Raw genomic sequence first — 23,300 nt, 5'->3', positions numbered from 1 at the left:
ATACTCAAATGTATATTAGCCTTTGTTTTGAAGGCCAATGAAGGTTGGAAAATGAAAATATTAGTTCGTAATTTAGATCGTTTAGTGACTGAAGCTGAAGTTTTAGAGCTATTTAAGGCTTATGGTAAAGTTGAGTCTTGCGTCGTTGTAACCGATAAAGAGACAGGTAAATCAAAAGGTTTTGGCTTTGTCGAAATGCCGAATCCACGTGAAGCGATCAAAGCCATTAAAGGCTTAAATACACTTAAAGTAAAAGGTTACGGAATTCGCGTTAAAGCCGCTGAAGAGTAATGCTTTTATGCAACAATTTTTAGCTCTTTCTGTGGTTGCTCCAAATGGGACCCGTATAGCCCAAAGTGTAAAGACACTAGAAGTTCGTTCATGGGTGCCTACAGAGTTGCCTCTTAAAGATCTATTAATTGTTGAAAACCAGAATTTTTTAATCAATGATGGTGATGAAGAAGAGGGAATAGCTGTCGCTTTGGCCGATGTTGTCTCTATTCATGTTTGGCAAAATGATGAGATTGAACCTGCCTGTGCTACTGGTTGGAGTGAAGGATATTTCGCTTGGGTTCTAAGTAATGTGCGTCCATTGAAGCAGAAGTTGAAAGTGCAGGCTAAACGAAAAATTTATCAAGTCGCTTTGGATTTTCCATAAATAACGTTGATTTTATCAATGGAGTCGTTAAGCTAAGAATAGCCATATTGATGGCAATCTTTAGAACAGGAAAGTTTAGTTATGTCACGTGTTGCTCGTTATCATGCCGATCGTACCAATCAAAAGCTCTATTTTGCACGCTTAGCGTGTCAACAAGCAGAGCAAACTGATCATGTACAACAGGTGCAAGCGTATCGTGAAACAGCTGTCTTTCACTTGCATGGTGCGATGCTGGCATTTTTGCAAGAACTGGTACGTTACTACCGTTTAAACGATTCACAGCCGACATTAAAATCGATTGAAGAGCATATGGCGGCAAAAGGACAGGTTTCTCCTGAAGTTTCTGTTTTACAGCAACTGGCCAAAGATGGTTTTGTGGCAGAGTTAAAGCGTGCTTACCGTATGTGCCAATATGCGCCGGAACCAACTGAACCAACACCGGAAGAAGAAACATCTTCTAATTTGATCATTAAAGTGACTCAGGGACCGCAATCATGGTTACCTGATGTGAAAATTTTGCGTGAATGGCATAGAGAGTTAAGTCATTTAATTGATGGTTTTCGTAACGAAATGGTCGAGTTCTAAAATTAAACTGTCTGAGCGCTTGAAATTTAATCCCAGTGCGCCTATATAAATAAGACGAGAGATGCAAAGTGCAAGGGTGCTTTGCCACCATGTTGAAACATGGAGGAAGTATATGTCTATACAGCAATTGAAAGAGTTATTTGGAAATCAAGAAGCAGTGTTGGAGTTAGTCCAACTCGAAGGTGGTGAGCTCGCCTTGCGTAATGCTGGTTCTGAAAAAGAGCCTTTGGTTAAAATTCAATTTAGTGATGAACTAAAAGAGATATTAGGCGAGCAAACGCCTATCGTTGCCCAACATATGATTCAAGCTGCTTTATTTGGACTGCTCGAAAAGCAGGTCAATGAATGGCAGGCTGAAGTTGTAGATGAGCAGCCTAAATTCCTAAGTTAAAAAAAGCGTACTCTTGAGTACGCTTTTTTGTATGCGTTAATGATGTGTTGACTGATGCGCGAGTTCGATTTGATTTAAAATATGATGGCTCATATTCTTTGCCATTTCTTCTTTTGCATAGAAGACTTCGCCAATATTTTCATGTCGAATGACGGCAGCTTCTTCTTTACTTTCTGCACAAATTAAAACCTGAATTTGAGGGTTTAATTGTTTGGCAATATCTACAATTCGGTGAATATCTAAAATATCCATAGGGGAAATCACCAATAGTCGTGCATGCATGATATGAGCCTGAATTAAAACACCAGGTTCAGTTGCGACACCACTCACTGCAGCAATATTTGCTTGACGCAGCTTTTCTACAATTTCACGATTTTCTTCTGCAATTACGACTTTAATGTTCTCATTAATTAAATTTTCAGTAATACGTCGTCCAACACCACCATACCCTACAATCACCACTTGATCGCGTAGATAAGCTTGATCAACTTCATCTGGCAACATTGCGAGTGGGTCACCACTACGCTCGAGAAGACGTGCTAAATGAGAGCGTTCACGAATCCAGCGTTGTACAGGTTCAACTGCCGAGAAAACAAAAGAGTTAAGCGTAATTGAGAACAAAGCGCCTGCTAAAATCAGGTTTTGAGCTTCTAGCGTTAATAGACCTAAAGAAACACCAAGTGTTGCCAAAATAAATGAAAACTCACCAATTTGTGCAAGGCTGGCCCCAACGGTCAAAGCAGTATTGATTGGATAGCGGAAGAATAAAACCAACGCCATTGCAGCAAGCGTTTTACCCACCATAATAATCGCGATAACTGCCAAAATATGCAGTGGACGCTCGATAAGGATATGTGGGTCAAACAACATTCCTACCGAAACGAAGAATAAAATCGAGAAAATTTCACGTAGAGGAAGGGTTTCTTCTTCTGCACGGTGGCTAAAGTCTGATTCTTTTACGACCATACCCGCAAAGAACGCCCCTAGCGCCATTGAAACCCCAAAGATGGCATAAGAGCCATAGGCAATCGAAACAGCTGCTGCTACAACGGTCAGCGTAAATAGCTCTCTTGAACCTAAACGCGCAACAAACTGCATTATGATAGGAACAACACGCTTACCCACAATAAGCATAAAGGCAATAAAGCCGATCACCTTTAATAGGGTGATTCCAAGCGTTAGCCAGATGTTTCCTTCTGCGCCCGCCGGTGCTTTTCCACCGAGTAAAACTGCTGTAGCTGGAAGAAGTACTAAAACAAGTACCATTACCAAATCTTCAACTAACAGCCAACCTACCGCAATTTTTCCGTTTACAGAGTCTAAAAGACCACGGTCTCCTAAAGCTTTTAATAATACAACAGTACTCGCACACGATAAGCTTAAGCCAAAAACCAATGCTGAACCAAAGCTCCAGCCCCATAACATTGAAACGCCAACGCCAAGTAAGGTGGCAACCGCAATTTGTAAAATCGCACCAGGCAAGGCAATACGTCGAACTTGTAAAAGATCATTTAATGAAAAATGCATCCCAACGCCAAACATGAGGAACATTACACCGAGTTCAGCAAGTTGGTTGGCAAGATGAATATCTGCTTCTATGCCAGGGGTATTAGGACTAATAATAATTCCGGCAATTAAGTAGCCGATAAGAGGGGGAAGTCGTAGTCGGGCGGCAATATAGCCAAAAAAGAGGGCAACGCCGAAACCAACAGCAAGTAAAATAATTAAATCTACGTCATGCGGCACTAAAAACTCCTTTTACGTGAGTTAGGCTAAAGACAAGCATAAAAAATGCCAAGGCGGAATATGTAGAAAGTTTAACAAAAAGGCGGGTATAAAAAAAATGCAAAAAAAAACGACTTCTTTAAGAAGTCGTTTTTTTCGACGCTAAAATTATTTGATTTTAGCTTCTTTGAAAATCACGTGTTGACGGATTTTTGGATCAAATTTTTTGATTTCCATTTTTTCCGGCATAGTACGTTTGTTTTTAGTCGTGGTATAGAAATAACCTGTACCAGCTGAAGAAACGAGACGAATCTTATCACGCATTGCTCAGACTCCTTAGATCTTTTGACCTTGAGCACGAAGGTCTGCAACAACCTTTTCGATACCCAATTTGTCAATAATACGCATACCTTTAGTGGTTAAACGAAGACGTACAAAACGTTTTTCGCTTTCTAACCAGAAACGGTGGTGGTGCAGGTTCGGCTCGAACCGGCGCTTGGTTTTGTTGTTGGCGTGTGAGACGTTGTTACCAACGACTGGACGCTTGCCGGTAACTTGGCAAACCTTAGACATGGTGTAACTCCATTGATTTAGCCAACAGCAAATCTGTGGCCAGTCATACTAAATGTAAACGGATGAATTCATTCAAGGGGCGTTTTATACCAAAAATACGATTAAAAGACAAGCGAAATTGGTAAAAACGAGGCATGATCTAGTGTAACAGATCATGCCTTGATCAGTTAACGCAACAAGGTTTTCGAAATGAAGCGATGAATTGGTTTATTGAACGGTGGAAGAATGTATTTCAGGCTATAAAGTTTTGGATTTGACATCACCGAACGTTCATGTGAAAGCCCGAAAAAGCCTTCTGGTCCGTGATATTTGCCCATACCTGATGCCCCAATTCCGCCAAATGGCAAGTCATCTTGAGCAACATGGGTAATGACCATGTTAATTCCAAAATGTCCTGAATGAGTATGCTGAGAGATATAATCGGCGCGTGCCTGATCATAGTCAAAATAATACATTGCTAAAGGACGTGGACGACTATTAATGAACTCAATGACCTCTTCTATTTGGTCATACTCTAAAATTGGTAGAACAGGGCCAAAAATTTCATTTTGCATAATATCCATTGCAGTCGTTACACCAGTCACTAAAGTTGGTGGAATTTTGCGGACATCATCTAAAATTTCATTTTGTGGATTGATTTCAACAATACGAGCACCCTGATCACGGGCATTTTCAAGATAACCTTGAATCCGGTTGTACTGTTTATCATTAATAATAGAAGTGTAGTCTTGGTTGTTGCGGAAATGAGGATACATTCCAGCCACAATCAATTTAAAATTCTCGATAAACTCGGCTGTTTTCCCGCGTGGCAAGAAAATATGGTCTGGCGCAACGCAAGTTTGGCCTGCATTCCATAGTTTACCCACAGCAATACGCTGTGCGACATCTTTCATATCTACAGAAGCATGTACCAGAGCAGGGGATTTACCACCCAACTCAAGAATAACTGGCACAAGGTTTTGAGCTGCGGCTGCCATGACTGTTTTACCAACGGAAGTTGAGCCTGTGAAAATCATTTTGTCGAAAGGCAGATGACTAAACGCATCAGAAATGACGCCACCGCCGTTTACTACAGCAACCAGTTCTTGTGGGAAAGCTTCAGAAAGTGCATTTTCAAGAATCTGTCCAAAATTTGGAGATGCACTCGAAATTTTGATCATGGCATGGTTGCCGGCAGCTAAAGCACAGATGAGTGGACCAACAGACAGTAGTAACGGGTAGTTCCATGGTGTAATAATGCCAATTACACCCATTGGTTGATATTGTACCCAACCTTTTGCTGGTTGATGTAATACACTGATATGGCGTTTTGATGGTTTCATCCATCCGGTTAGGTTCTTACTGTAATACTTGATTTGTTCAAGACAAGTAAGTAACTCACCAATTTTGGTTTCCATAATGGCACGATTGCCATAATCAAGGTTAATTGCTTCGGCAATCTGATCTTGATATTTTACCAAGACTTTTTTAAGACGAGCTAAACGATCAATACGCTCTTTAGCAGTGGGTACCGGATGACGTAAGTAGGCAATCTTTTGCTGCTCAAGCAAATCTTGTAAATGCTTAACATCATAAGGAACCTGAGTCTCTGGATTTGTTTTTGTTTGACTGTTCATCGGTACTTACCAAATATACTGATATACTTGTTTTTTAGAGTAAATACTCTAAAGAGTCAAGTTGGTTTCTGTGTGCAAGTCTTAACCATATGAATTAACGAAGGTTATTAAAATGTCTCTACCTAAAGCTCTGAAGACAAAAGACCGGATTTTACAAATCAGTTTGCAGCTCTTTAATGAGCGTGGCGAACGGTCTGTCACTACCAATCATATTGCTGCAGAGCTGGGGATCAGTCCTGGAAACTTGTATTATCACTTTCGAAACAAGCATGAAATTATTAAGGAATTAATGTATCAGTATCAGGTCGAGACTTTAGAAATGCTCTCTTTACCTGAAGACAGACCATTAACCACCAACGACAAAATTAGTTATTTTCAGGTGCTCAGCGGTCAGTTGTGGAACTATCGCTTTATTCATCGCGATGTTTATCACTTAGTTGAAAGTAACGAAGACTTTAAGAAGATCTATCCGCGCTTTGCGGGACAGGTGATGCAGCAAGGACAAAGAATTTATCAGGCCTTTGTCGATGCGGGTCTTATGAAAATGACAGCTTCTGAAATTGAAGCACTCATTATTAACCTTTGGATTGTCTTAACCAACTGGACCAACTTTTTATATATGTCCGGACACATTAGTGACAATAACCACCTTGAGGAAAAATGGGTTTGGCAAGCATTACGCCAAATGGTTTTCTTAGAGGGCCCTTATTTAATGGGTGAAAGCCGTGCGACTTATGAACAACTGCTCGAATCACTTGGACCTTCTGATCTTTTTGCAAGCTTGTCATCCTTAAAAGATGAATAGTTGTGCTTGCTTATTTAGAGCGCTAGAATACTCGGCTTATTAAAAATTTGTCTCAATTAAGTGATATTAACAAAATGAATATGACCACTGCCAATACAGCCCGTTTACTGATTACTTGTGAAGACAAGCCTGGGATCGTACAGGCTGTATCGAGCTTTTTGTACCATCAAGGTGCAAACATTACCGCGCTTGATCAATATGCGACGGAAGCTCAAGGCGGACGTTATTTCATGCGTGTTGAATTTGAACTTGATCATTTACAGTCGCGTAAAGATGCATTAATTCAAACATTTGCTGCCAACGTTGCTGAACGTTATGGCATGCAATGGCGTCTTGCTTTCGTAAACGAAATTAAAAAGGTTGGTATTTTAGTTTCTAAAGTCGACCATGCTTTGCTTGAGTTATTATGGCGTCATGCGCGTGGTTCTTTACCTTGTGAAATTACGCATGTGATTTCTAACCATGAAGATTTACGTGAATCTGTTGAGAACTTTGGTATTCCGTTTACTGTAATTAAAGTAACCAAAGACAATAAAGCCGAAGCTTATGCTCAAATTGATGAAATGATGCAAGGTAACGACTTATTAGTTCTTGCACGTTACATGCAGATTTTAAGCGAAGATTTTGTTGCAAAATGGGAAATGAAAATCATCAATATTCACCATTCATTCTTACCTGCTTTCGTTGGGGCAAACCCATATAAGCAAGCCTATGAAAAAGGTGTGAAGTTGATTGGTGCAACAGCTCACTATGTGACTGCTGACCTAGACCAAGGCCCGATTATTGAGCAAGACGTTGAACGTGTAAGCCATGATTATAACGTTGAGCAGTTACGTGAGCTTGGTGAAGATGTAGAACGTAATGTATTGGCTCGTGCTGTTAAATGGCATTTGGAAGACCGCATTATTGTAGATGGTAATAAGACAGTTGTTTTCTAATTACCTTATATTTTTAAAAGCACACTTTTGAGTGTGCTTTTTTATGGCTAAAATAAATTTAAAATGTTATAACATAACCTTAATTTGATGTTCTATTGGTTATTCTCAATATTGTAACTACTTAATGTTTTTTTAAGTTGAGCACGATTTGATAAGTAGTCTATGGAACTAACAAATTTTAGTGTGTTGTCTAAGCATGAGAAAAGTAAGGTGATATCACTTTATGAAGTTAGATTGCACAATACTAGGAAATGTTTTTCGCAAAAAATTAGTTGCAAATGAAAACACTTCTCATTTATTATTGTGGCACTTTATTGTTCTATCCGATGTTTGAAATCGTTTCTATAAATTGAAGTCGAGATCATCATCCATTAGGTAATTAGATTCTTATGAGTCAATCTTCCGCAGCCTTAAACTCTCCCAATCCGATGAAAAAGAAAGTCATCACGGCCCTAATTGCGGTTGCAATTGGTCATATCGGGGTCTTATGGGCAGTTAGCCACATTAAGCCTGCTGAACTAAAGCCAATTGACAAGAAGCCTTTACAAGTCCGCTTTGTAAAAATTCAAGAACAACCAAAACCTTTACCACCGAAACCAAAAGAACCGCCTAAAAAGCCGGAACCCAAAAAAGAAGTGAAAGAGGTAAAGGTTGTTGAGAAACCTGTGATTCCAGCTAAACCAGTGGAAAAAATTCAGCAGGTGAAAAAGGCTGAAACTCCTAAACAAACAGTAAAGACAGAACCTAAAGTTGAACCAAAAGTAGTTACTCCAACGACTACTGTGACTGAAAAAGTCGTTGAAAAGCCAAAACCAGTGGTACAAGAAGCACCTAAAGCTCAACCTGCGCCAGATCCATCACCGAAACATGTTTCAATTGGTGGTTCAGGTGTGCAGTGGAGTCGCTCACCACGTTTGACTGTTTCACCAAAAGATTTACAAGGCGAAGCGCGTTCAGTTGTTGTACTCATTGAAGCCGATGAAAAAGGCAAGATTACTAATGTGCGCGTAACCCGAAGCAGCGGCATTTCAAGTCTAGATGACAAAGTAGTCCGTGCTGTACGTGGTGCAAAATTTAAACCTTATATGGAAAACGGTGTTGCTTATCCAATTAAAGCAGAGCAACCGTTTGATTTAACCCCTTAAACGAATTTGAGTCCCAACGGCTAACCTTAATCAGGAGTTCGAATATGAACTTTTCAATCTATTGGCAACATGCAGATGCAGTGAGTAAAACCCTGTATTTCATCTTATTGGCAATGTCGATTGCTACCTGGACAGTTTTCATCTTACGTTTGATGGGGACTCGCCAACTAAAACAACAAGCTTATGCTCAACTCTCTAAAGCTATTAGTTCGCTAAAAGCGAAGTTACAGCCTTTGAGTTTTGAACAGCGTAAAGCAGTTGCAGAGCAAGCATTATTGCGCCAAATTTCTGCTGAAAAAGTCAATGCTGAGAAAGGTATTTCTGTTTTAGGAACAATTGCTTCAATTGCACCATTTGTTGGTTTGTTTGGTACGGTATGGGGTATTTTCCACGCGTTGGTTGCTGTAGGTAAGAGCGGACAAGCAGGATTGGCTCAAGTGGCTACACCAGTAGGTGAAGCACTTATTATGACTGGTCTTGGTCTTGCAGTTGCGATTCCTGCGGTATTGGCTTATAACATTTGTGTACGTGCTAACCGTGGTCTTGCTCATGATTTACAAGATCAAGCACACAGTTTGTTAATTGATACGATGTTGCAGCAAGACTCAACTGTAAAGTCTGATGTTAAAACTGCAGAGCAAAGTTATGTTGGAGGTCAAGCTTAATGGCTTTTCAATTGGGTGAAGACCACGATAGTGGCATAAATGAGATGAACCTCATTCCGCTAATCGACATTATGTTGGTGTTAATGATCATCTTTTTGGTCACAGCAACAGTTGCCAACCCATCGATTCCATTAACACTGCCTAAAACAACTGCTGAAATTATTGATCCACCACCAAAAGCAATTACGATTAGTATCAATGCAAATGGTGAAGTGGCTTGGGATACTCAAGTAATTAGTCTTGATGAGCTTCAAAAACGTTTCCAAGAAGCAGGTCAAGGTGCGGTTAAACCAACCGTTCAACTTCGTGCTGATAAAGAGTCGAAGTACGATACTGTGGCTCAGGTAATGTCTCGCGCCAGTGAAGCCGGACTGAGCGATATTGCCTTTGTCAGTGAAAACTAAAATTTAGTTTACTCAATAAAAAAGCAACCAATTTGGTTGCTTTTTTATTGCTCTGATTTATTGATCTTTCATCAGATGCTGGAATTTACTATATAGCTTAAGTAGCTTAGGTGGAATCGCAAAGTTGCAATAACCTTGTGAAGGGTTCTTTGCATAGTAATTCTGATGATATTCTTCGGCTGGATAGAATGTCGGGACAGGAGACAGCTCAGTCACAATATCAAGATCATCATCTTTTAATGTTTGAATCGTGTGTTCTGCTGCCTGTTTTTGCTCTTCATTATAATAATAAATAACAGAGCGGTACTGAGTACCAATATCATTACCTTGGCGGTTTAAAGTCGTTGGATCATGCGTTGCAAAGAAGACATCAAGTAACTGAGAATATGTAACTTGTTGTTCATCAAAGTCAATAAGGACCACTTCAGCATGCTGAGTGTCACCTTGACATACTTGCTCATAAGTTGGCTGAGTTGTATGCCCACCAGCATAACCACTTGTTACTTTTTCTACACCACGTATTTGTAAAAATACGGCTTCGACGCACCAAAAACAGCCGCCGCCAAATAATGCCTGTTGCATTGTTTTTCCCTCTATTTCCTGCCTATTACAATAGGGTCTATCTATCTAGATTACAAAGTAAAGCGTGTATAAAAAAGTAAAGAAAAAGAGAATAACTTATTTAGTTTTCGATAGCCACCAACAGATCCTCTATATTTAAAGGGTTTTTAAATAAGCTTCTAAATTGGAGAATGTTCCATTAAATCCTTGCGTCATTCCATCGCGTGCAGAATCAAAAGTTGAGTTACCAATATCGTCAGAGTTCCACGGTTGCCAAGTAATTGTGACTTTTGTTTTATTATCAATATCTTCAAAAGTTGTGGTTGCTAACATTTCTAATGGCCATGTCGGTGACATAGGGTGTCGTGTGTTGTTACCGTCTTTGTCTGAAAAAGATTGAATAAACGTTAATCGCTCATTGGGTACAATCTCACGAAACACTTGCTTACCCCACATTTGTGTTCCATCGGGTCCTTCTAACCCATAGTGATAAGTTCCACCAACTCCAAAATCCATTGAGGTATGAATGATTTTGAAATTTTTTGGACTCATCCAATTTTGTAAGTGATTCATATCAGTATGAACCTTGAATACAAGATCACGAGGTGCATTGAATACTTTAGAAATACTAAATGGCGTAATTTTTTCTGTCATGATTATTTTCCTTTAATTAGAAAACTGGTTAATTTAAGTTATGGAGTTACTTTGTGATTCTTGCAAATTATTTTCAAAGTTAACAAAGTGTTTTTCTGATATTTGGCGAAAATGAGCTTATAAAATATTAAGCAGACTCTAGTCAGCTTTGGGTAAACCTTGTCGCACAATTTGAGAGAAGTGTTCACTACTCTGATCTGAAAGTTGTTCAAAATGCTCAGTACGTGGATTGATATGCGCGATTTGATACCACTGCTTTAAACTAATATTTTGATTAAGCGCTTTAAGATCATATAAATAATTAGGTAGATAACCAGAGGCTATTAAACGATAATCTTTAGGAAGCTGATATGGGTTAATGGCTTGAACCATATCAAAAATCAAGGTTGTACAATTACTTGTGAGAGTGTTATACCATTTTGGCTGTGCACGTAGCTCATCTGACTTTTTAAGATATTCTAAAAATAACGCTTTTTGTTCTGAACGTGGCATATTGACTGGGAAATTATAAACTTGCTCTTTACGGATGTTGCTACGCGTGTAGACAATATCCTTTTCATCAGATGCAATTAAGCTCAGTTCATATTTTCTAAAAAAGCCACCCACTGCCGAAAACTCTTCAGTTTTTTCTTTGCGAATCTCGATTGAAAAAACTAAAGGCTGTTGATTCTTAAATTCGAAACTGACGAGTGTATGGGCAATTTGTGGCCCCATCCAGTAAGAGGTAATAATATTTATGCCATTTAACTGGTTCAGGTCAAAAGTACGGGTTTCCCAGCGAACGTCATAAGTACCATCGGGATGCCAGTTGAAGTTACGGACATTATGCAAAGTAATAACATCGCCGTGTTTTTCGTAACTTAGCATATTGGCAACTTCAGGGTTCCAGTCACGGTCTTGACGTGCAGTAATTGAGAAATACCAAACCAGAGAACAGGCAAAAGCTAAAAGATAAATTAAGATATCTGTACGACGGCTAATAATATGACCATTGAAATATAAGCCAGCCATACTTAATGCAAAGGCAATCCATATGCCGATAATAATACGGCTACCTAACCAGCCAAAAGGTTGTTGCACCCAAAGCGCTAAACATACCCAAATACTGGAAAGCACAATAAACAACGTGAATAAACCATGTAAAGCGCCGAAGAGGAGGGCGATAATAAATTCACGTGTTCCGATATTGTGCATAGGCGGCCATAAAATTATTTTTTATAAGTTGCAAATTCGAATGAAGTTCCTGTTTTTTCATCTACTTGCTGCTCGCTCGCAGTTTTATGAAATTCACTCGGTATAGTTGGATAATGTGCATCACCTTGGACATCTAAGTCAACATGAGTGAGCTCGAGACGGTCTGCAATTGACAAGGTTTGCTTAAATATTTCACCACCACCAATGATGAAAAGCGCCTGCTTTTCAGTGTTTTTGGCGTCTTCTAAAGCTGCGTTTAAAGCATCTTCAATTGAATACGCAATTTTTACGCCGTCAAAGTGCCAGTTAATGTCACGGGTAATCACCCAGTTCACACGGTTCGGTAGAGCACGGCCCATAGACTCAAGAGTCTTACGGCCCATGATGACCACACCACCTTGGGTGATTTCTTTAAAATGTTTTAAGTCGGCAGAGATATGCCATGGCAACGCATTGCCTTTACCAATACAGTGATTTTTGTCCATTGCGACAACGTGGACAACTTCTACATTTTGCCATGCCATAATCTTATTCTCTAAACCGTAATCTAATGAAATTTAAGCCGTCGTTATACTGCAACCGGAGCTTTAATTGCTGGATGTGACTCGTAACCTACAATCTCGATATCTTCAAATTTGAAATCGAAAAGGTCTTTAACTTCCGGATTAAGTTTTAATTGGCAAAGTGGTAATGGTTCACGCGTTAATTGTAGTCGTGCCTGCTCGAAATGGTTGGCATAAAGATGCGTATCGCCACCTGTCCAAACAAAATCACCTACGCCTAAACCGCACACTTGAGCAATCATATGGGTGAGTAAGGCATAGCTAGCAATATTAAATGGCACGCCCAAGAACACGTCAGCACTACGTTGATAAAGCTGGCATGACAATTTGTTGTCTTGTACGAAAAATTGGAAGAGTGTGTGGCAAGGTGGCAATGCAACTTGTCCTGCTTCATTCGGGTTCCAGCCAGAAACGATTAAACGGCGCGAATTTGGGTTAGTTTTGATTTCGTTAATTAACCATTTAATTTGGTCAAAGCCATCTTGATTATAAGTACCGTCAGCATTTTTAGTTGCGCCGAAATTACGCCATTGGTGGCCATAAACTGGGCCTAGTTCATGTTCTGGGCGGCCAAAACGAGCTGTTTGTTCTGCTGTAGCCCATTCGTCCCAAATTGAAACTTTATTGTCTTTTAAATATTGGACGTTGGTGTCGCCTTTTAAAAACCAAAGTAACTCAATCACAATAGAACGGAAGTGAACTTTTTTTGTGGTGAGTAAAGGAAAACCTTTAGAGAGATCAAAACGCATTTGATGACCAAATACAGAACGGGTTCCTGTGCCTGTACGGTCGCCTTTGTCACCGCCATTATCAAGGATATGTTGTAGTAGGTCTAAATATGCACGCATAACACTCTCGAGTTCGGATTAATTCCATAAAATAAAGGGGGGAGATAGCTCAACGATAAATAATTACGCAATAGAGCTGCTTCATCATGAACCATTGAAGATGATACCTGTTGTAGCTCAAGATGAAAATCTAAAAATAGTTCTATGGCATTTCAAGAGGCGTAATTATTCAAAACGCTTGGCACGATTTTGATAAATTGAAACAAGAAAAAATCCAACCAGTACAAAGCCTAAAGCTTGTATCGTTGCGATCCAATTGTGTTGAGGGGGCAATAACCACATCACAATAACAACAATAAGGAGAGGGTAAATTCTAAGCAGAAACTGGAATTTAGATTTATATGAGCTGTGCTCTAGAATTTTTGTTTGTAAATATTGCCCGAAATGAAGCCCGAACCCTAACACGAGGCTAAGAACAGTGTAAGTCGATGATAAAGACTGAACTTGATTGGCTGCATAAATTGCAGCACAAACGACAATAATGAAGATGAGTTTAATGTGACGCGGTGCGTTGTACCAATAAGCCAACATAAAACGGGAGCCTATTTGTTAAATAACGATTGTGGTGAAAAAATAAAAGCAGCAAGCGCCATAAATGCAATGCCTTGAACGCCCCAAATAAGTAAGTTAGGCATGGCTTTCACAAAAATAAGTGCAAACAAGAGGGCAATAGGGACCCATGTAAATAGACGGTAAAGTAAACCGGTTGGGTTGCTTTGAGCAAAATGCAATTTAAAGTAACGGCAGATTAAAAAAATAACCCCAGTTCCCGTAAACATTAAAATGGTATCTAATGGCAATGGTTGATATTGATATAACCCAATACAGATTAGGAGGGTAATAATTAAAATGATTAATTTTTTAAAAGTCGGGACTTGCTTGTTAAACCAGAATTCCAGCATGGTGTATCTTCTTTCTTGGGAGATAAAAACTGTAGCATAAAAAAGAGGAGCCGAAACTCCTCTGATTTAGATGTTAACTGTTCTTTTGTGGGCCCCAGTCATAAATTTTCTTTTGATAGGCATACCACATCATCCAAAGGCCAATTAGCAACATTGGAACTGTAAGAATCTGACCTTTAGTCATCCAGCCAAATAAAATGAAACCTTGGTCGGCATCGGGTTGACGGAAGAATTCCATTACAAAACGTGCAACGCCGTAACCCATTAAAAATAGTGCTGAAACGGCCATACGTGGGCGAGGTTTTGAACTAAACCACCACAAGATAATGAATAGAATTAAACCTTCACAAAGTGCTTGATAAATTTGAGAAGGGTGGCGAACCAAATGTAATGGATCGGTTGGGAAAATCATTCCAAATGGATAATTCGGATCTGTAACCGCACGACCATATAACTCTCCACCAATAAAGTTACCGAAGCGTCCGAACATTAAGCCTGTTGGTACACAAGGGGCAATAAAGTCGAGTGTTTGGAACCATGTTTTTTGATATTTTTTACACCAGAATAGCATTGCAATCATGACGCCTAAGAAGCCGCCGTGGAAGCTCATACCGCCAGTCCAGACTTGGAATAACCAGATTGGGTTCTCAAGGAATTTATCAAATTCATAGAAAAGCACATAGCCGATACGTCCGCCGAGTACAACACCTAAAGCGCCGTAAAACACCAGATCGGAAACCATGTCCGATGTCCAGCCATCACGCTGTTTGGCACGGTAGGAAGCGAGTCCCCAAGCACATAAAAATGCCAATAAATACATGAGTCCATACCAATGGACTTGAAGAGGTCCTAGATGTATTGCGACCGGATCGATATTAGGATAGGTCAGCATTGCTGCTCCTTGATCTTACGTTTTGACAGATTGTAGCGGAATGATGTGAAAAATGTTGTACATTCAATGTGTAAACATAGGGAACAAGAATCAATGTGTATTGTGGCTTTAGCATGGCATGTTCTGGATGATATGCCCTTGTGTCTTATTTCAAACCGTGATGAGTTTTATCACCGACCAACCGCATTGTTGCATCAATGGGAACATACACCAATCATTGCTGGGCAAGACTTACAGTCCGGTGGCACTTGGATGGGCGTTACGCCACAGGGCCGATGGGCTGTGTTAACCAATTTCCGTGATGGACGTGATAAACAGCAATACGAGACTTCTCGTGGTCATTTAGTTCAGGCTTTTTTAGAGTCTGATTTGTTGCCGATTCGTTTTGCTCAACAATTGGAACAACAGCAACAGAACTTTGCTGGTTTTAACCTGTTTATGGGAAATGTTGATCAGGCAGTCTATATGAGTAACCGTGGTGAGGCTCCTCAAGTATTAGCCAATGGCGTGTATGTAGTTTCGAATGGTTTAATGTCCGATCACTGGGAGAAAACCAGACATTTAAGAACCCGTTTTACGCAAGAGTTCTTGCCTATGCATCAGCACAAAACAGAAGAGTTAAGCTTGCAACATGCAGCGTGGGATATTTTAGAAGATGAGCGTAAGGTCACCACAGCATTGTTGCCAAATACGGGCATTCAACCAGAAATGGAAGAATTATTATCATCGACTTTTATTCAAAGCCCAGTATATGGAACACGTTGTTCGAATTTTTTAAGAATGACCAATAATGAATGGATATGGTTGGAAAAGACCCAGCAAGGTGAACATAGCGGCCAAATTGTACAGCAGCAGATACCTCTAAATCGTTAACAAAATGCCGATCAAATGATCGGCATTTTTCTAGGGAGAAATAAATTAACCAGCAATAACGCCGCCATCTTTACGGGTAATAACTACAGTTGCCGAACGTGGGCGCGCAGTTTTGTTGCTTGGGTCTTTTTGTGTGGCAGGCCAGTTACTTTCTGGTTTTGCGTAACTTGGAGAGTCTTCACCAGGGTGCTGAACATTAATGAAAATTGCCTTATAGTCCGGTGTCATGGCAATACCAGTAATTTCACATTGCTTTGGTCCGACTAAGAAACGGCGTAATGTTGCGTCTGTAACTTTAGCGCCTGTTATGGTTTGCTGACCATTTGATGTAGTTGCCGCACCGCCATCACCAATTTGACCCGGTAGAGCAGCAAGCATCATACAGTTGGTGACATCTGTATAAGCACCGTCATCTGTTTCAATCCAGAGAACACCACGTGGGTCAAACCACATACCATCTGGAGATGAAAAGTCATTATTGTCTGTTAAACCTGACAAGTTGATGTTTGAAGCCATCGAAGCTTCTGCACCAAATAAGTAAATGTCCCACTTGAAGGTTTCAGCAGTTGTTTTGTCATCGGCTTCTCTAAAACGAATGATATGGCCGTTCACATTTCCTTTTTGTTCTTTTGTGCCTGCATATAGGTCCGTATAGTTACGAGGGTTGGCTGCATCTGTAGGGTAATCTTTACCACGGTTTGAGTTGTTGGTGAGTGTGACATAAATTTCGCCATTAATCGGGTTGACGGTTGCCCATTCTGGGCGGTCCATTTTTGTTGCACCGACTGAATCTGCTGCTAAACGCGCAAAGGTGACTACGTCTGCCTGAGATTTAAATGGATAGGTAGTGTTACTTTCATTTAAACCATTTTTACCGTAGGCAAGTTCAATCCATTGACCTGAACCATCGTTATTAAACTTGGCAACATACAACTTACCTGAGTTCATGTATTTGTCACCAGCTGCATAGCCGCCGTTTATATCTTTTGTGTCCCACACTGTGGTTGAAACAAACTTATAGATATATTCGCCACGAGAGTCGTCACCCATATAAAATGAGATTGGTTGACCTGCTACGGCACGACATGCACTGTCTTCATGGGCAAAACGGCCTAATGAGGTACGTTTAACCGGATTTTGACGGTTATCAAATGGATCAATTTCGACCATCCAGCCAAATGTGTTTGGACCATTGCGGTAATCTTGGGTTGCTTGAGCTGCTTTTACATCGGCATTCCAGCGGTCATATAGGTCTTGTGCCTCTACTTGACCAATTGCGGTTTCCCAGCCGTAACGAGAACTCGACCCTGCCTTAAGACCATAGCGTTTAAGGGCAATAATTTCTTCTGGAGCACGTAGAGTGTCATCAGTTGTGCTACGGGCAAAATAACCGATAAAGTTTTCTTCTGTGGTTAAGTATGTTCCCCAAGGTGTATAGCCATTACCACAGTTATTGTGTGTACCACGAGTCTGACGGCCAGCAGGTGAAAAGCGCGTTGAAAGTAAGTTAGACCCTGCTGCTGCACCCGCAAAGTCCATGACTGTAGATCCTGTAATACGTCTATTAAAAATAGAGTTTTTTACAACTTCTACTTTTTGTGTAGCAGGGTCTTTTTTAATATGAACTACAGAAACGCCATGAGCATTGGTTTCGCGAATGACTTCATCTTCAGGACGGCGTCCATCAACTTTGGTTGGACCTTTAGGGTGCAAGAAGGTTTGGTTGATGTATTCGTGGTTCATCACCAATAAACCTTGTGCTGAAACAGTTTCATCAAAACGGTTTGTTGATGTGTTTAAACCAAAATAGTGCATACCATCGTGGCAGTCGCCAGAGCGAAACTGGAAGCTTGGACCAGATGGAATATTGTTATCATCCCAATCACCAAAAGAAGGATTAATAGAGTCACCTAAAGCGTAAATCACATTTGCCTCATAACCTTCTGGTACGGTTACAATATCATTTAAATTTTTAGCAACTGGCGTAAAGGTAAGTTTTTCTGGCTTTTTATTCGGATCGACTGGAGCAGTTCCACCATTGTTAGAACCAGAGTCATCGTTATTATCATTACAGCCCGTTAAAGTAGAGGCTAAAGTTAATGCCACAGCGCCGCTTGCTGCTTTAGTAATGAGGCTACGACGACTTACGTATTGGTCTAAAACATCACGAAAGTGAATATTGTCTGAAGTGTTGTTGTCTAGTTCCTGATCTTCATGATATGGGGTTAAATCGTTCATATTAAATTCCTAATTCAAAATAAGTTTTTTCTAAATGTCTTGATTAGCTTAAGTTTTGAATATGACGAGGTCTTGACGTTTTAATGATAACTTAATGAAAAATTTGATCGTTTAGTCAAAAAGAAAAGTACTTTTTATTTTTATGGGGGGTAAATAAAAGAAACCTGCATAAAGCAGGCTTCTTTTGAGTTGTGGTAAGAATTATTTCTTCACAACAGATGGTGCTAGAGGGTCAGCCGTAATATAACCAACTGCCGCTGCAAAACGATCTTTGTAGTTTGCACGAACAAGAGGATCAAGAGTCGCTTTTACTTTATCGTGTAATGGAGATTCCCAGTCACCCGGATGCTGGAAGTTACTCATGATGTAAGTCCAGCCATTCACCGCATCTACAGCATGTAAACCTGTCGATTCAGCACCAGCAGGTGTTGATAAGATACGGCTTAATTGTTTGGTGTCTACATTATATGCCCATAAGAAGTTATTTACGTGCATACCACTGTCTTCACCAATGAAGAGCGTACGTAAGTTTTCAGAGAACTTAATGTTATCTGGATTTGCAATTTTATCTGCATTTGCAAGGTTACCCAAAGCATCAGCAGTTGTGAGGTCTTCACCAACTAAAGCGGCTGGCGGTTCCATATGAGTCGATACCCATTCACTGTTAATGAGCTGACCTTTGTTGTCGACTTGGCTGCCTTTTAAAGTGTGCGCATAAACTGCACCAGCTTTTGGACCTTGCACTTGAATATCAGTGGTTTTATCAATCATAGAAGACTGTACATAAGACATCGCAGAGTATGCGATTTTGTCTTTAATATTGACAGTTGTGCCTTCCATTTTGGTAAAGCCCATACTTGCACCCACTAAAGCTGCATAACGATGCGTTTCTAAGAAAGCTGCTTCACGCTCTTTACCCGGTACAAGTTTGACCCAGTTATTTTTGCCGCTATAACGGATTTTGGTATAGCTTGCATCTTGAGGATCTGTAGTTTTTACATCCATCAAGTCTGAAATCTTGTATTGATCTGCCCAGCTTTTTACTTCTGCACTTGTTGCATGACCAAGGTTAATCCAAGAAATATCACCTGCACCAGCGCCTACGCCTGAAGTTTGCTTCCATTTAGCAACATAGAGCGTACCTGCAGATAAGTCTTTTTCTTTATCGGCAACAAACATGAATAAACCGCCATTCGTTGCATCATCACCCATCAATGCAGTGCGGTTATCTGGCATAACTTGAATAAGTTCGTGCGAGATACGACCTAAACAGTAATGTTTTTTAATTGAACCTGTACCATCCGTATTTACAGTAACTTCTGGTAAATGACCGTAGTGGTATGGGTTACCTTTGGTACTGTCACCAAATAAGTTTTTGCTAAATACTGGTAAGTAGCTTCCAGCAACGTTGTTTGCGTCTGGTTCGTATTCTTCACTAGAAAGGTGAGTTCCCCATGGAGATAAGCTTGCACCACAAGTAATCCATAAACCGTTTACTTTAGACGTATCGACATTGTGGTATTTAACCAGTGTTAAATGACCAGTTTTAGGGTCTTGGTCTAAAGTTAAAATCGCAATTGGAGATGGCAGTAAGCCATACATAGACGCTAAGCTTTGGTCACGAGTCGTATATTCAAACTGAACGACGTGAAATACAGGATTACCTGTAACACCTAAAGTTTGTTTGTCTGCATCGGTAAAGTCACGACCTGTTGCTTGTTTAAAGCTAATTAAAGAGCTTCCATCTGGACAGTCAGAGAAGAATTGACGTTCTTGACCTGGTTTTGACTTATCAATAATCGGCTGATTATTAATATCAACATAACCACCCGCTAGAATTTTTCCACCTTTACCGTCTGCAACCAGATCACCTGTGGTAAAGAATGGCTTGTACGCTAATGTGTAGTCAGTTTTTGAGCCATCTTCCCAGCTAATTGAAAGGCTTGATCCAACAGTTGTGGTTGCCATCGCTGCTGGGTTGGCTAAAGATGGTGCAGCCATTGAGGTAAACGTTGCATTTTTAAAGTTTACTGTTGGTGGTGGAGTAACAACATCTGAATCATTATTGCTGTCATTACAGCCTGCTAACGTTGCTGCCGTAGCCATCGCACCTAATGGAAGAAAAGGGATCCCCGTAAACCATTTTAAAATATCGCGACGTGTTGGGTGGTTAGAAGCAGTTGTCATAATAAATCCGTAACTTTTGTGTGTATATTTGTTGAGTCGATTCTATGGATTGGAAATGACACTTTTCTTACATTTTTAAGTCACTTTGAAGACAGTTTATAATTTGATTAATTAAGGTGATTTAAAAGTAAAAGCCCAAATCTTAATGTTTGGGCTTTTAAAGAAACATTTTAAATTATTCAGCTGTCTGGCTTTTTCTCTTCTCAAGAATCTTACCGAACAGTAGACCTATTTCAAAAAGCAACCACATTGGAATCGCTAGCATCACCATTGAAATCGCATCTGGCGGGGTAATAAACATAGCAACAAAAAAACATCCCACAATAATAAAACGTCTTTTTTCAGCAAGGCTTTGAGTATTTACTACGCCAATTAAAATAAGTAATAAGGTCGCGATAGGAATTTCAAAAGTGACACCAAACACTAAAAATAGTTTTAAACAGAAACTTAAATAACTATTAATGTCGGTCATTGGCGCTACTGTTTCAGGTGAAACGCTAATAAAGAAATGTAATATTGCCGGCAGGGTAATGTAATAAGCAAAAGCGACACCTGCATAAAATAGAACAATACTACCGATCAGTAACGGTAGCGCTAAATGGCGTTCTTTTTGATAAAGTGCTGGGCGAACAAAAGACCATATTTCATAAAGAATAAATGGCATTGCAAGCATAAGTGCGACAAATAAATTAAGTTTAAATGGCGCCATAAAGGTTGCTGTTACATCCGTTGCAATCATTGAAGATGATGCAGGGAGTTGTAACCTTAAAGGCTCAGATAATAATTGGTAAGTATTATTTCGAAAGGGTAGTAAACAAAAGAATAAGAATAATGTTACCCCTACAATCCTGAATAAATGGCGTCTTAAAACCACCAAATGATTCATGATTGGCATTTGGTCTAGGTTTTCTTGACTATTTACAGTGGTTGAAGGCAGTTGGTTCATACGGCAATCTTCAATTCAACAGGAGATGTTTCTGAAATATCAGTTTGAGGAACTAAAGACGTACGTTTGGCAACATACGGCACTTTGTAATGGTCTGATATAGGAATACATTTCCGAATAGGCTTTTGTGTTGTTTTAGGCGTTTCAGTAACTTCTAAATGTTCTGAAATCTGCTGTTTTTGTATTTCTTCAAGCTGCTGTTGTACTTTTCGTTCCAATGCTTCGATGCGGTTAAGTTCCTCTTGCATTTCTTTGCGGAACTCAGAAAGACGCAGCTCCTGATCAATCTCGTTTTGCAGATTGGTAATATAGCGTTTTAGTCGAACATACCAGCGGCCTGCAAAGCGTGCAGCTTCGGGAAGCTTATCTGGACCTAAAACTAAAATTGCAATAATTGCAAAACAGAGTAGCTCTGTCATTCCTACATCAAGCATGGGACAAACCTTTAGCTTTTCACTGATGTGCTTTCAGATGTTTTAACTTGTGCGTCAATCGTACGAGGATTATTTAAAGATGCAGCTTCGTCTTCTTCACGAACTGATTTTTTAAAGTCTCTTACTGCACCGCCCACATCTTTACCGATATTTTTTAATTTAGATGTACCGAACAATAAAATAACCACAATTGCGAAAATAACGACATGCCAAATAGATAAACCAGCCATGATTTTATACCTCTTTTTAGTTCGCTTTATATCAACAGGTTGCCATGACAGGAATGTGACACTTATATTTCATTTTTAAGACAGTATTTATAAGTCGTCAGTTACGGTTAGATTTTTAAAGATATTTATCTGAGTAATTTTAAATTTTATTTAACTTAGATTTTAGACCAATTTACGTGAAATAGATCATACATTTCAAAATCAAAAGGTGTAGCATAACAAGCTGTTTTTAATGAGCAAGAGGAGAGAGCGTGGCATTACTACTGCCTGTATTGGCATTTATCACCGGACTTTTACTTGCTCAGACCTCCATCGCAGAAACCATAAAACCTATTCTTTCAGCTTGGCTTGCACGACTCCTGATTCCGATTGTGATCATTTACAACATGGTCTTTTATCAATCTGGAAGTTTGAGCTTAATGCTCTTTAGTTTTGGGTCGGCATTTATTATTTTCTTTGCCTATTTGGCTTTATTTAAAGACCGCTTACTGGCCCTTTGTGTAAGCTATACCAATATGGGATGGCTTGGTTTTCCTTTTGCCATGGCTCTATTTGGTCCCGAAGCGACTGCTCCGATTGTGGCTTTATATATTGGGATGTCAATTTTTGGCAATGCTTGGGCTGTTACGGCAGTCACTACTGCACCGCAAAGTAAGCTCAATATATTAAAAAAGGTTTTAACTTCCCCACCTTGTATATCGATATTCTGCGCTGTGGTGCTCAGGCTCTTAGGTGCTCAACATATTGAACATCCAGCCATACATTGGGTCTATGAAGTTGCTAAATTTGCAATGACTTTTGCAGGTATGTGTGTACTGGGCATGTGGCTACGCCGTACCAGAGTTTATGCAAAAGACTTAATTTACAGTACAAAAGCTCAAGCCTTTAAAGTCGCGTGTGGCTTTGTTCTATGTGGTCTAACTTATAGGTTTTTACCGATTCCAAATATAAACCAGCAAATAGGGGTGATGTTTTTAATGTTCTGTTTGCCACCAGCAGCCAATATTGTGGCGTTAGAAACACATTATCAGGGGACGGGTAGATCTGCGGCTTATATCGCTTCAGGAACGATTGTGAGTTGTATATGTATTGCGATTTATGCAGTGTTTTTGCATGTAGCATTATAATTAATTTTAAATTTTCTTCCCCACATTAGCTTGTGCGAAGGCGGCATGGATGCCGCCATGTCACTGCCTTGCGCTGATTTCCAAAGCAGTGCTTTGGAAATCGCTCAGGATGTACCGTCAGTGACATAAATGGTTTTGTTACTTTT

General features: G+C 39.9%; 28 protein-coding genes. 11 read left to right on the top strand and 17 right to left on the bottom strand.

Annotated features, from left to right (window positions below; all coding sequences use genetic code 11):
• The first annotated feature begins 51 nt into the window (after positions 1-51).
• From AC1PJ9_RS06940 to AC1PJ9_RS06925, 4 genes are all read left to right on the top strand, one after another.
• Positions 52-291 carry an RNA recognition motif domain-containing protein gene (locus AC1PJ9_RS06940; RefSeq protein ID WP_004698872.1) on the top strand — a complete coding sequence of 80 codons (240 nt, stop codon included), beginning with the start codon at positions 52-54 and terminating at the stop codon, positions 289-291.
• 7 nt (positions 292-298) lie between these two features.
• Complete coding sequence (locus tag AC1PJ9_RS06935) at positions 299-658, top strand: ASCH domain-containing protein (RefSeq protein ID WP_311087149.1); 360 nt, start codon at positions 299-301, stop codon at positions 656-658.
• Between the two features lie 81 nt (positions 659-739).
• Positions 740-1,243 carry a DUF6586 family protein gene (locus AC1PJ9_RS06930; protein ID WP_004710685.1) on the top strand — a complete coding sequence of 168 codons (504 nt, stop codon included), beginning with the start codon at positions 740-742 and terminating at the stop codon, positions 1,241-1,243.
• Between the two features lie 112 nt (positions 1,244-1,355).
• Positions 1,356-1,634: a hypothetical protein gene (locus AC1PJ9_RS06925; RefSeq protein ID WP_002053465.1), complete on the top strand. Its 279-nt coding sequence runs from the start codon at positions 1,356-1,358 to the stop codon at positions 1,632-1,634.
• A gap of 36 nt (positions 1,635-1,670) precedes the next feature.
• Here the strand turns inward: AC1PJ9_RS06925 and AC1PJ9_RS06920 are convergent, their stop codons facing one another.
• From AC1PJ9_RS06920 to AC1PJ9_RS06905, 4 genes are all read right to left on the bottom strand, one after another.
• On the bottom strand, positions 1,671-3,380 hold the full coding sequence (locus AC1PJ9_RS06920; RefSeq protein WP_311087148.1) for a cation:proton antiporter: 1,710 nt from the start codon (positions 3,378-3,380) through the stop codon (positions 1,671-1,673).
• Positions 3,381-3,527: 147 nt separating this feature from the next.
• Positions 3,528-3,683: a 50S ribosomal protein L33 gene (gene rpmG / locus AC1PJ9_RS06915; RefSeq protein ID WP_001205031.1), complete on the bottom strand. Its 156-nt coding sequence runs from the start codon at positions 3,681-3,683 to the stop codon at positions 3,528-3,530.
• 12 nt (positions 3,684-3,695) lie between these two features.
• Positions 3,696-3,932 carry a 50S ribosomal protein L28 gene (gene rpmB, locus AC1PJ9_RS06910; RefSeq protein WP_000048256.1) on the bottom strand — a complete coding sequence of 79 codons (237 nt, stop codon included), beginning with the start codon at positions 3,930-3,932 and terminating at the stop codon, positions 3,696-3,698.
• Between the two features lie 167 nt (positions 3,933-4,099).
• Positions 4,100-5,548 (bottom strand): coniferyl aldehyde dehydrogenase, encoded by a 1,449-nt coding sequence (locus tag AC1PJ9_RS06905; RefSeq protein ID WP_311087147.1) that lies wholly within the window; start codon positions 5,546-5,548, stop codon positions 4,100-4,102.
• Positions 5,549-5,660: 112 nt separating this feature from the next.
• On the opposite strand from AC1PJ9_RS06905, the gene AC1PJ9_RS06900 reads away from it, so the two are divergent.
• From AC1PJ9_RS06900 to AC1PJ9_RS06880, 5 genes are all read left to right on the top strand, one after another.
• Positions 5,661-6,353, top strand: a complete 693-nt coding sequence (locus tag AC1PJ9_RS06900; RefSeq protein WP_263612870.1) for a TetR/AcrR family transcriptional regulator — start codon at positions 5,661-5,663, stop codon at positions 6,351-6,353.
• 74 nt (positions 6,354-6,427) lie between these two features.
• Positions 6,428-7,291, top strand: coding sequence for a formyltetrahydrofolate deformylase (purU, locus tag AC1PJ9_RS06895; protein WP_005066088.1), 864 nt, complete (start codon positions 6,428-6,430; stop codon positions 7,289-7,291).
• Positions 7,292-7,680: 389 nt separating this feature from the next.
• Positions 7,681-8,436 (top strand): energy transducer TonB, encoded by a 756-nt coding sequence (locus AC1PJ9_RS06890; protein WP_311087146.1) that lies wholly within the window; start codon positions 7,681-7,683, stop codon positions 8,434-8,436.
• Between the two features lie 44 nt (positions 8,437-8,480).
• Positions 8,481-9,101 (top strand): MotA/TolQ/ExbB proton channel family protein, encoded by a 621-nt coding sequence (locus AC1PJ9_RS06885; protein WP_002053291.1) that lies wholly within the window; start codon positions 8,481-8,483, stop codon positions 9,099-9,101.
• On the top strand, positions 9,101-9,505 hold the full coding sequence (locus AC1PJ9_RS06880; RefSeq protein ID WP_002053449.1) for an ExbD/TolR family protein: 405 nt from the start codon (positions 9,101-9,103) through the stop codon (positions 9,503-9,505). Before AC1PJ9_RS06885 ends, AC1PJ9_RS06880 begins: the two co-directional genes overlap by 1 nt.
• Before the next feature lie 57 nt (positions 9,506-9,562).
• Here the strand turns inward: AC1PJ9_RS06880 and msrA are convergent, their stop codons facing one another.
• From msrA to lgt, 8 genes are all read right to left on the bottom strand, one after another.
• Positions 9,563-10,087 carry a peptide-methionine (S)-S-oxide reductase MsrA gene (msrA, locus tag AC1PJ9_RS06875; protein ID WP_032048138.1) on the bottom strand — a complete coding sequence of 175 codons (525 nt, stop codon included), beginning with the start codon at positions 10,085-10,087 and terminating at the stop codon, positions 9,563-9,565.
• A gap of 135 nt (positions 10,088-10,222) precedes the next feature.
• Complete coding sequence (locus AC1PJ9_RS06870) at positions 10,223-10,720, bottom strand: SRPBCC family protein (protein WP_032048139.1); 498 nt, start codon at positions 10,718-10,720, stop codon at positions 10,223-10,225.
• Between the two features lie 138 nt (positions 10,721-10,858).
• The gene (locus AC1PJ9_RS06865; RefSeq protein WP_311069539.1) at positions 10,859-11,914 is read right to left on the bottom strand and encodes a DUF4105 domain-containing protein; all 1,056 of its coding nucleotides are present in this window, start codon (positions 11,912-11,914) and stop codon (positions 10,859-10,861) included.
• Between the two features lie 14 nt (positions 11,915-11,928).
• On the bottom strand, positions 11,929-12,438 hold the full coding sequence (locus AC1PJ9_RS06860; RefSeq protein WP_032048141.1) for a dihydrofolate reductase: 510 nt from the start codon (positions 12,436-12,438) through the stop codon (positions 11,929-11,931).
• Positions 12,439-12,482: 44 nt separating this feature from the next.
• Complete coding sequence (gene thyA / locus AC1PJ9_RS06855) at positions 12,483-13,325, bottom strand: thymidylate synthase (protein WP_002115009.1); 843 nt, start codon at positions 13,323-13,325, stop codon at positions 12,483-12,485.
• A 165-nt stretch (positions 13,326-13,490) separates the two neighbouring features.
• Complete coding sequence (locus tag AC1PJ9_RS06850) at positions 13,491-13,856, bottom strand: hypothetical protein (protein WP_311087145.1); 366 nt, start codon at positions 13,854-13,856, stop codon at positions 13,491-13,493.
• A gap of 11 nt (positions 13,857-13,867) precedes the next feature.
• The gene (locus AC1PJ9_RS06845) at positions 13,868-14,227 is read right to left on the bottom strand and encodes a hypothetical protein (protein WP_209048604.1); all 360 of its coding nucleotides are present in this window, start codon (positions 14,225-14,227) and stop codon (positions 13,868-13,870) included.
• A gap of 73 nt (positions 14,228-14,300) precedes the next feature.
• Positions 14,301-15,119, bottom strand: a complete 819-nt coding sequence (gene lgt, locus AC1PJ9_RS06840; protein WP_200000190.1) for a prolipoprotein diacylglyceryl transferase — start codon at positions 15,117-15,119, stop codon at positions 14,301-14,303.
• Positions 15,120-15,212: 93 nt separating this feature from the next.
• On the opposite strand from lgt, the gene AC1PJ9_RS06835 reads away from it, so the two are divergent.
• On the top strand, positions 15,213-15,992 hold the full coding sequence (locus AC1PJ9_RS06835; RefSeq protein WP_311069614.1) for an NRDE family protein: 780 nt from the start codon (positions 15,213-15,215) through the stop codon (positions 15,990-15,992).
• A gap of 45 nt (positions 15,993-16,037) precedes the next feature.
• On the opposite strand, the gene AC1PJ9_RS06830 is transcribed toward AC1PJ9_RS06835, so the two are convergent.
• The 5 genes from AC1PJ9_RS06830 to AC1PJ9_RS06810 form a co-directional block, all read right to left on the bottom strand.
• On the bottom strand, positions 16,038-18,230 hold the full coding sequence (locus AC1PJ9_RS06830; RefSeq protein ID WP_311087144.1) for a PhoX family protein: 2,193 nt from the start codon (positions 18,228-18,230) through the stop codon (positions 16,038-16,040).
• A gap of 201 nt (positions 18,231-18,431) precedes the next feature.
• The gene (locus tag AC1PJ9_RS06825) at positions 18,432-20,417 is read right to left on the bottom strand and encodes a PhoX family protein (RefSeq protein WP_311087142.1); all 1,986 of its coding nucleotides are present in this window, start codon (positions 20,415-20,417) and stop codon (positions 18,432-18,434) included.
• Between the two features lie 175 nt (positions 20,418-20,592).
• Positions 20,593-21,363: a twin-arginine translocase subunit TatC gene (gene tatC, locus AC1PJ9_RS06820; protein ID WP_002053474.1), complete on the bottom strand. Its 771-nt coding sequence runs from the start codon at positions 21,361-21,363 to the stop codon at positions 20,593-20,595.
• Positions 21,360-21,797 carry a Sec-independent protein translocase protein TatB gene (gene tatB / locus AC1PJ9_RS06815; protein ID WP_263612879.1) on the bottom strand — a complete coding sequence of 146 codons (438 nt, stop codon included), beginning with the start codon at positions 21,795-21,797 and terminating at the stop codon, positions 21,360-21,362. The genes tatC and tatB overlap by 4 nt, the downstream gene beginning before the upstream one ends.
• A gap of 11 nt (positions 21,798-21,808) precedes the next feature.
• Complete coding sequence (locus AC1PJ9_RS06810; protein WP_311087141.1) at positions 21,809-22,027, bottom strand: Sec-independent protein translocase subunit TatA; 219 nt, start codon at positions 22,025-22,027, stop codon at positions 21,809-21,811.
• 251 nt (positions 22,028-22,278) lie between these two features.
• Between AC1PJ9_RS06810 and AC1PJ9_RS06805 the strand changes: the two genes are divergently transcribed.
• On the top strand, positions 22,279-23,154 hold the full coding sequence (locus tag AC1PJ9_RS06805) for an AEC family transporter (RefSeq protein ID WP_311087140.1): 876 nt from the start codon (positions 22,279-22,281) through the stop codon (positions 23,152-23,154).
• Positions 23,155-23,300 lie beyond the last annotated feature (146 nt).

The organism is Acinetobacter sp. 70_2 (assembly GCF_056736115.1).
The sequence above is the reverse complement of the archived record's forward strand: the minus strand, read 5'-3'. Positions and strand labels throughout refer to the sequence as shown.

Bases quoted from the DNA above. Each gene is read 5' to 3' on its own strand.
- AC1PJ9_RS06930 (WP_004710685.1), top strand. From the start codon at position 740: ATGTCACGTGTTGCTCGTTATCATGCCGATCGTACCAATCAAAAGCTC.
- rpmB (WP_000048256.1), bottom strand. From the start codon at position 3,932: ATGTCTAAGGTTTGCCAAGTTACCGGCAAGCGTCCAGTCGTTGGTAAC.
- AC1PJ9_RS06835 (WP_311069614.1), top strand. From the start codon at position 15,213: ATGTGTATTGTGGCTTTAGCATGGCATGTTCTGGATGATATGCCCTTG.
- rpmG (WP_001205031.1), bottom strand. From the start codon at position 3,683: ATGCGTGATAAGATTCGTCTCGTTTCTTCAGCTGGTACAGGTTATTTC.
- thyA (WP_002115009.1), bottom strand. From the start codon at position 13,325: ATGCGTGCATATTTAGACCTACTACAACATATCCTTGATAATGGCGGT.
- AC1PJ9_RS06850 (WP_311087145.1), bottom strand. From the start codon at position 13,856: ATGTTGGCTTATTGGTACAACGCACCGCGTCACATTAAACTCATCTTC.
- AC1PJ9_RS06880 (WP_002053449.1), top strand. From the start codon at position 9,101: ATGGCTTTTCAATTGGGTGAAGACCACGATAGTGGCATAAATGAGATG.
- AC1PJ9_RS06845 (WP_209048604.1), bottom strand. From the start codon at position 14,227: ATGCTGGAATTCTGGTTTAACAAGCAAGTCCCGACTTTTAAAAAATTA.
- AC1PJ9_RS06925 (WP_002053465.1), top strand. From the start codon at position 1,356: ATGTCTATACAGCAATTGAAAGAGTTATTTGGAAATCAAGAAGCAGTG.
- AC1PJ9_RS06865 (WP_311069539.1), bottom strand. From the start codon at position 11,914: ATGCACAATATCGGAACACGTGAATTTATTATCGCCCTCCTCTTCGGC.
- AC1PJ9_RS06810 (WP_311087141.1), bottom strand. From the start codon at position 22,027: ATGGCTGGTTTATCTATTTGGCATGTCGTTATTTTCGCAATTGTGGTT.
- AC1PJ9_RS06860 (WP_032048141.1), bottom strand. From the start codon at position 12,438: ATGGCATGGCAAAATGTAGAAGTTGTCCACGTTGTCGCAATGGACAAA.
- AC1PJ9_RS06935 (WP_311087149.1), top strand. From the start codon at position 299: ATGCAACAATTTTTAGCTCTTTCTGTGGTTGCTCCAAATGGGACCCGT.
- AC1PJ9_RS06830 (WP_311087144.1), bottom strand. From the start codon at position 18,230: ATGAACGATTTAACCCCATATCATGAAGATCAGGAACTAGACAACAAC.
- purU (WP_005066088.1), top strand. From the start codon at position 6,428: ATGAATATGACCACTGCCAATACAGCCCGTTTACTGATTACTTGTGAA.
- lgt (WP_200000190.1), bottom strand. From the start codon at position 15,119: ATGCTGACCTATCCTAATATCGATCCGGTCGCAATACATCTAGGACCT.
- AC1PJ9_RS06885 (WP_002053291.1), top strand. From the start codon at position 8,481: ATGAACTTTTCAATCTATTGGCAACATGCAGATGCAGTGAGTAAAACC.
- AC1PJ9_RS06825 (WP_311087142.1), bottom strand. From the start codon at position 20,417: ATGACAACTGCTTCTAACCACCCAACACGTCGCGATATTTTAAAATGG.
- tatB (WP_263612879.1), bottom strand. From the start codon at position 21,797: ATGCTTGATGTAGGAATGACAGAGCTACTCTGTTTTGCAATTATTGCA.
- AC1PJ9_RS06905 (WP_311087147.1), bottom strand. From the start codon at position 5,548: ATGAACAGTCAAACAAAAACAAATCCAGAGACTCAGGTTCCTTATGAT.
- AC1PJ9_RS06890 (WP_311087146.1), top strand. From the start codon at position 7,681: ATGAGTCAATCTTCCGCAGCCTTAAACTCTCCCAATCCGATGAAAAAG.
- AC1PJ9_RS06900 (WP_263612870.1), top strand. From the start codon at position 5,661: ATGTCTCTACCTAAAGCTCTGAAGACAAAAGACCGGATTTTACAAATC.
- AC1PJ9_RS06870 (WP_032048139.1), bottom strand. From the start codon at position 10,720: ATGACAGAAAAAATTACGCCATTTAGTATTTCTAAAGTATTCAATGCA.
- tatC (WP_002053474.1), bottom strand. From the start codon at position 21,363: ATGAACCAACTGCCTTCAACCACTGTAAATAGTCAAGAAAACCTAGAC.
- msrA (WP_032048138.1), bottom strand. From the start codon at position 10,087: ATGCAACAGGCATTATTTGGCGGCGGCTGTTTTTGGTGCGTCGAAGCC.
- AC1PJ9_RS06940 (WP_004698872.1), top strand. From the start codon at position 52: ATGAAAATATTAGTTCGTAATTTAGATCGTTTAGTGACTGAAGCTGAA.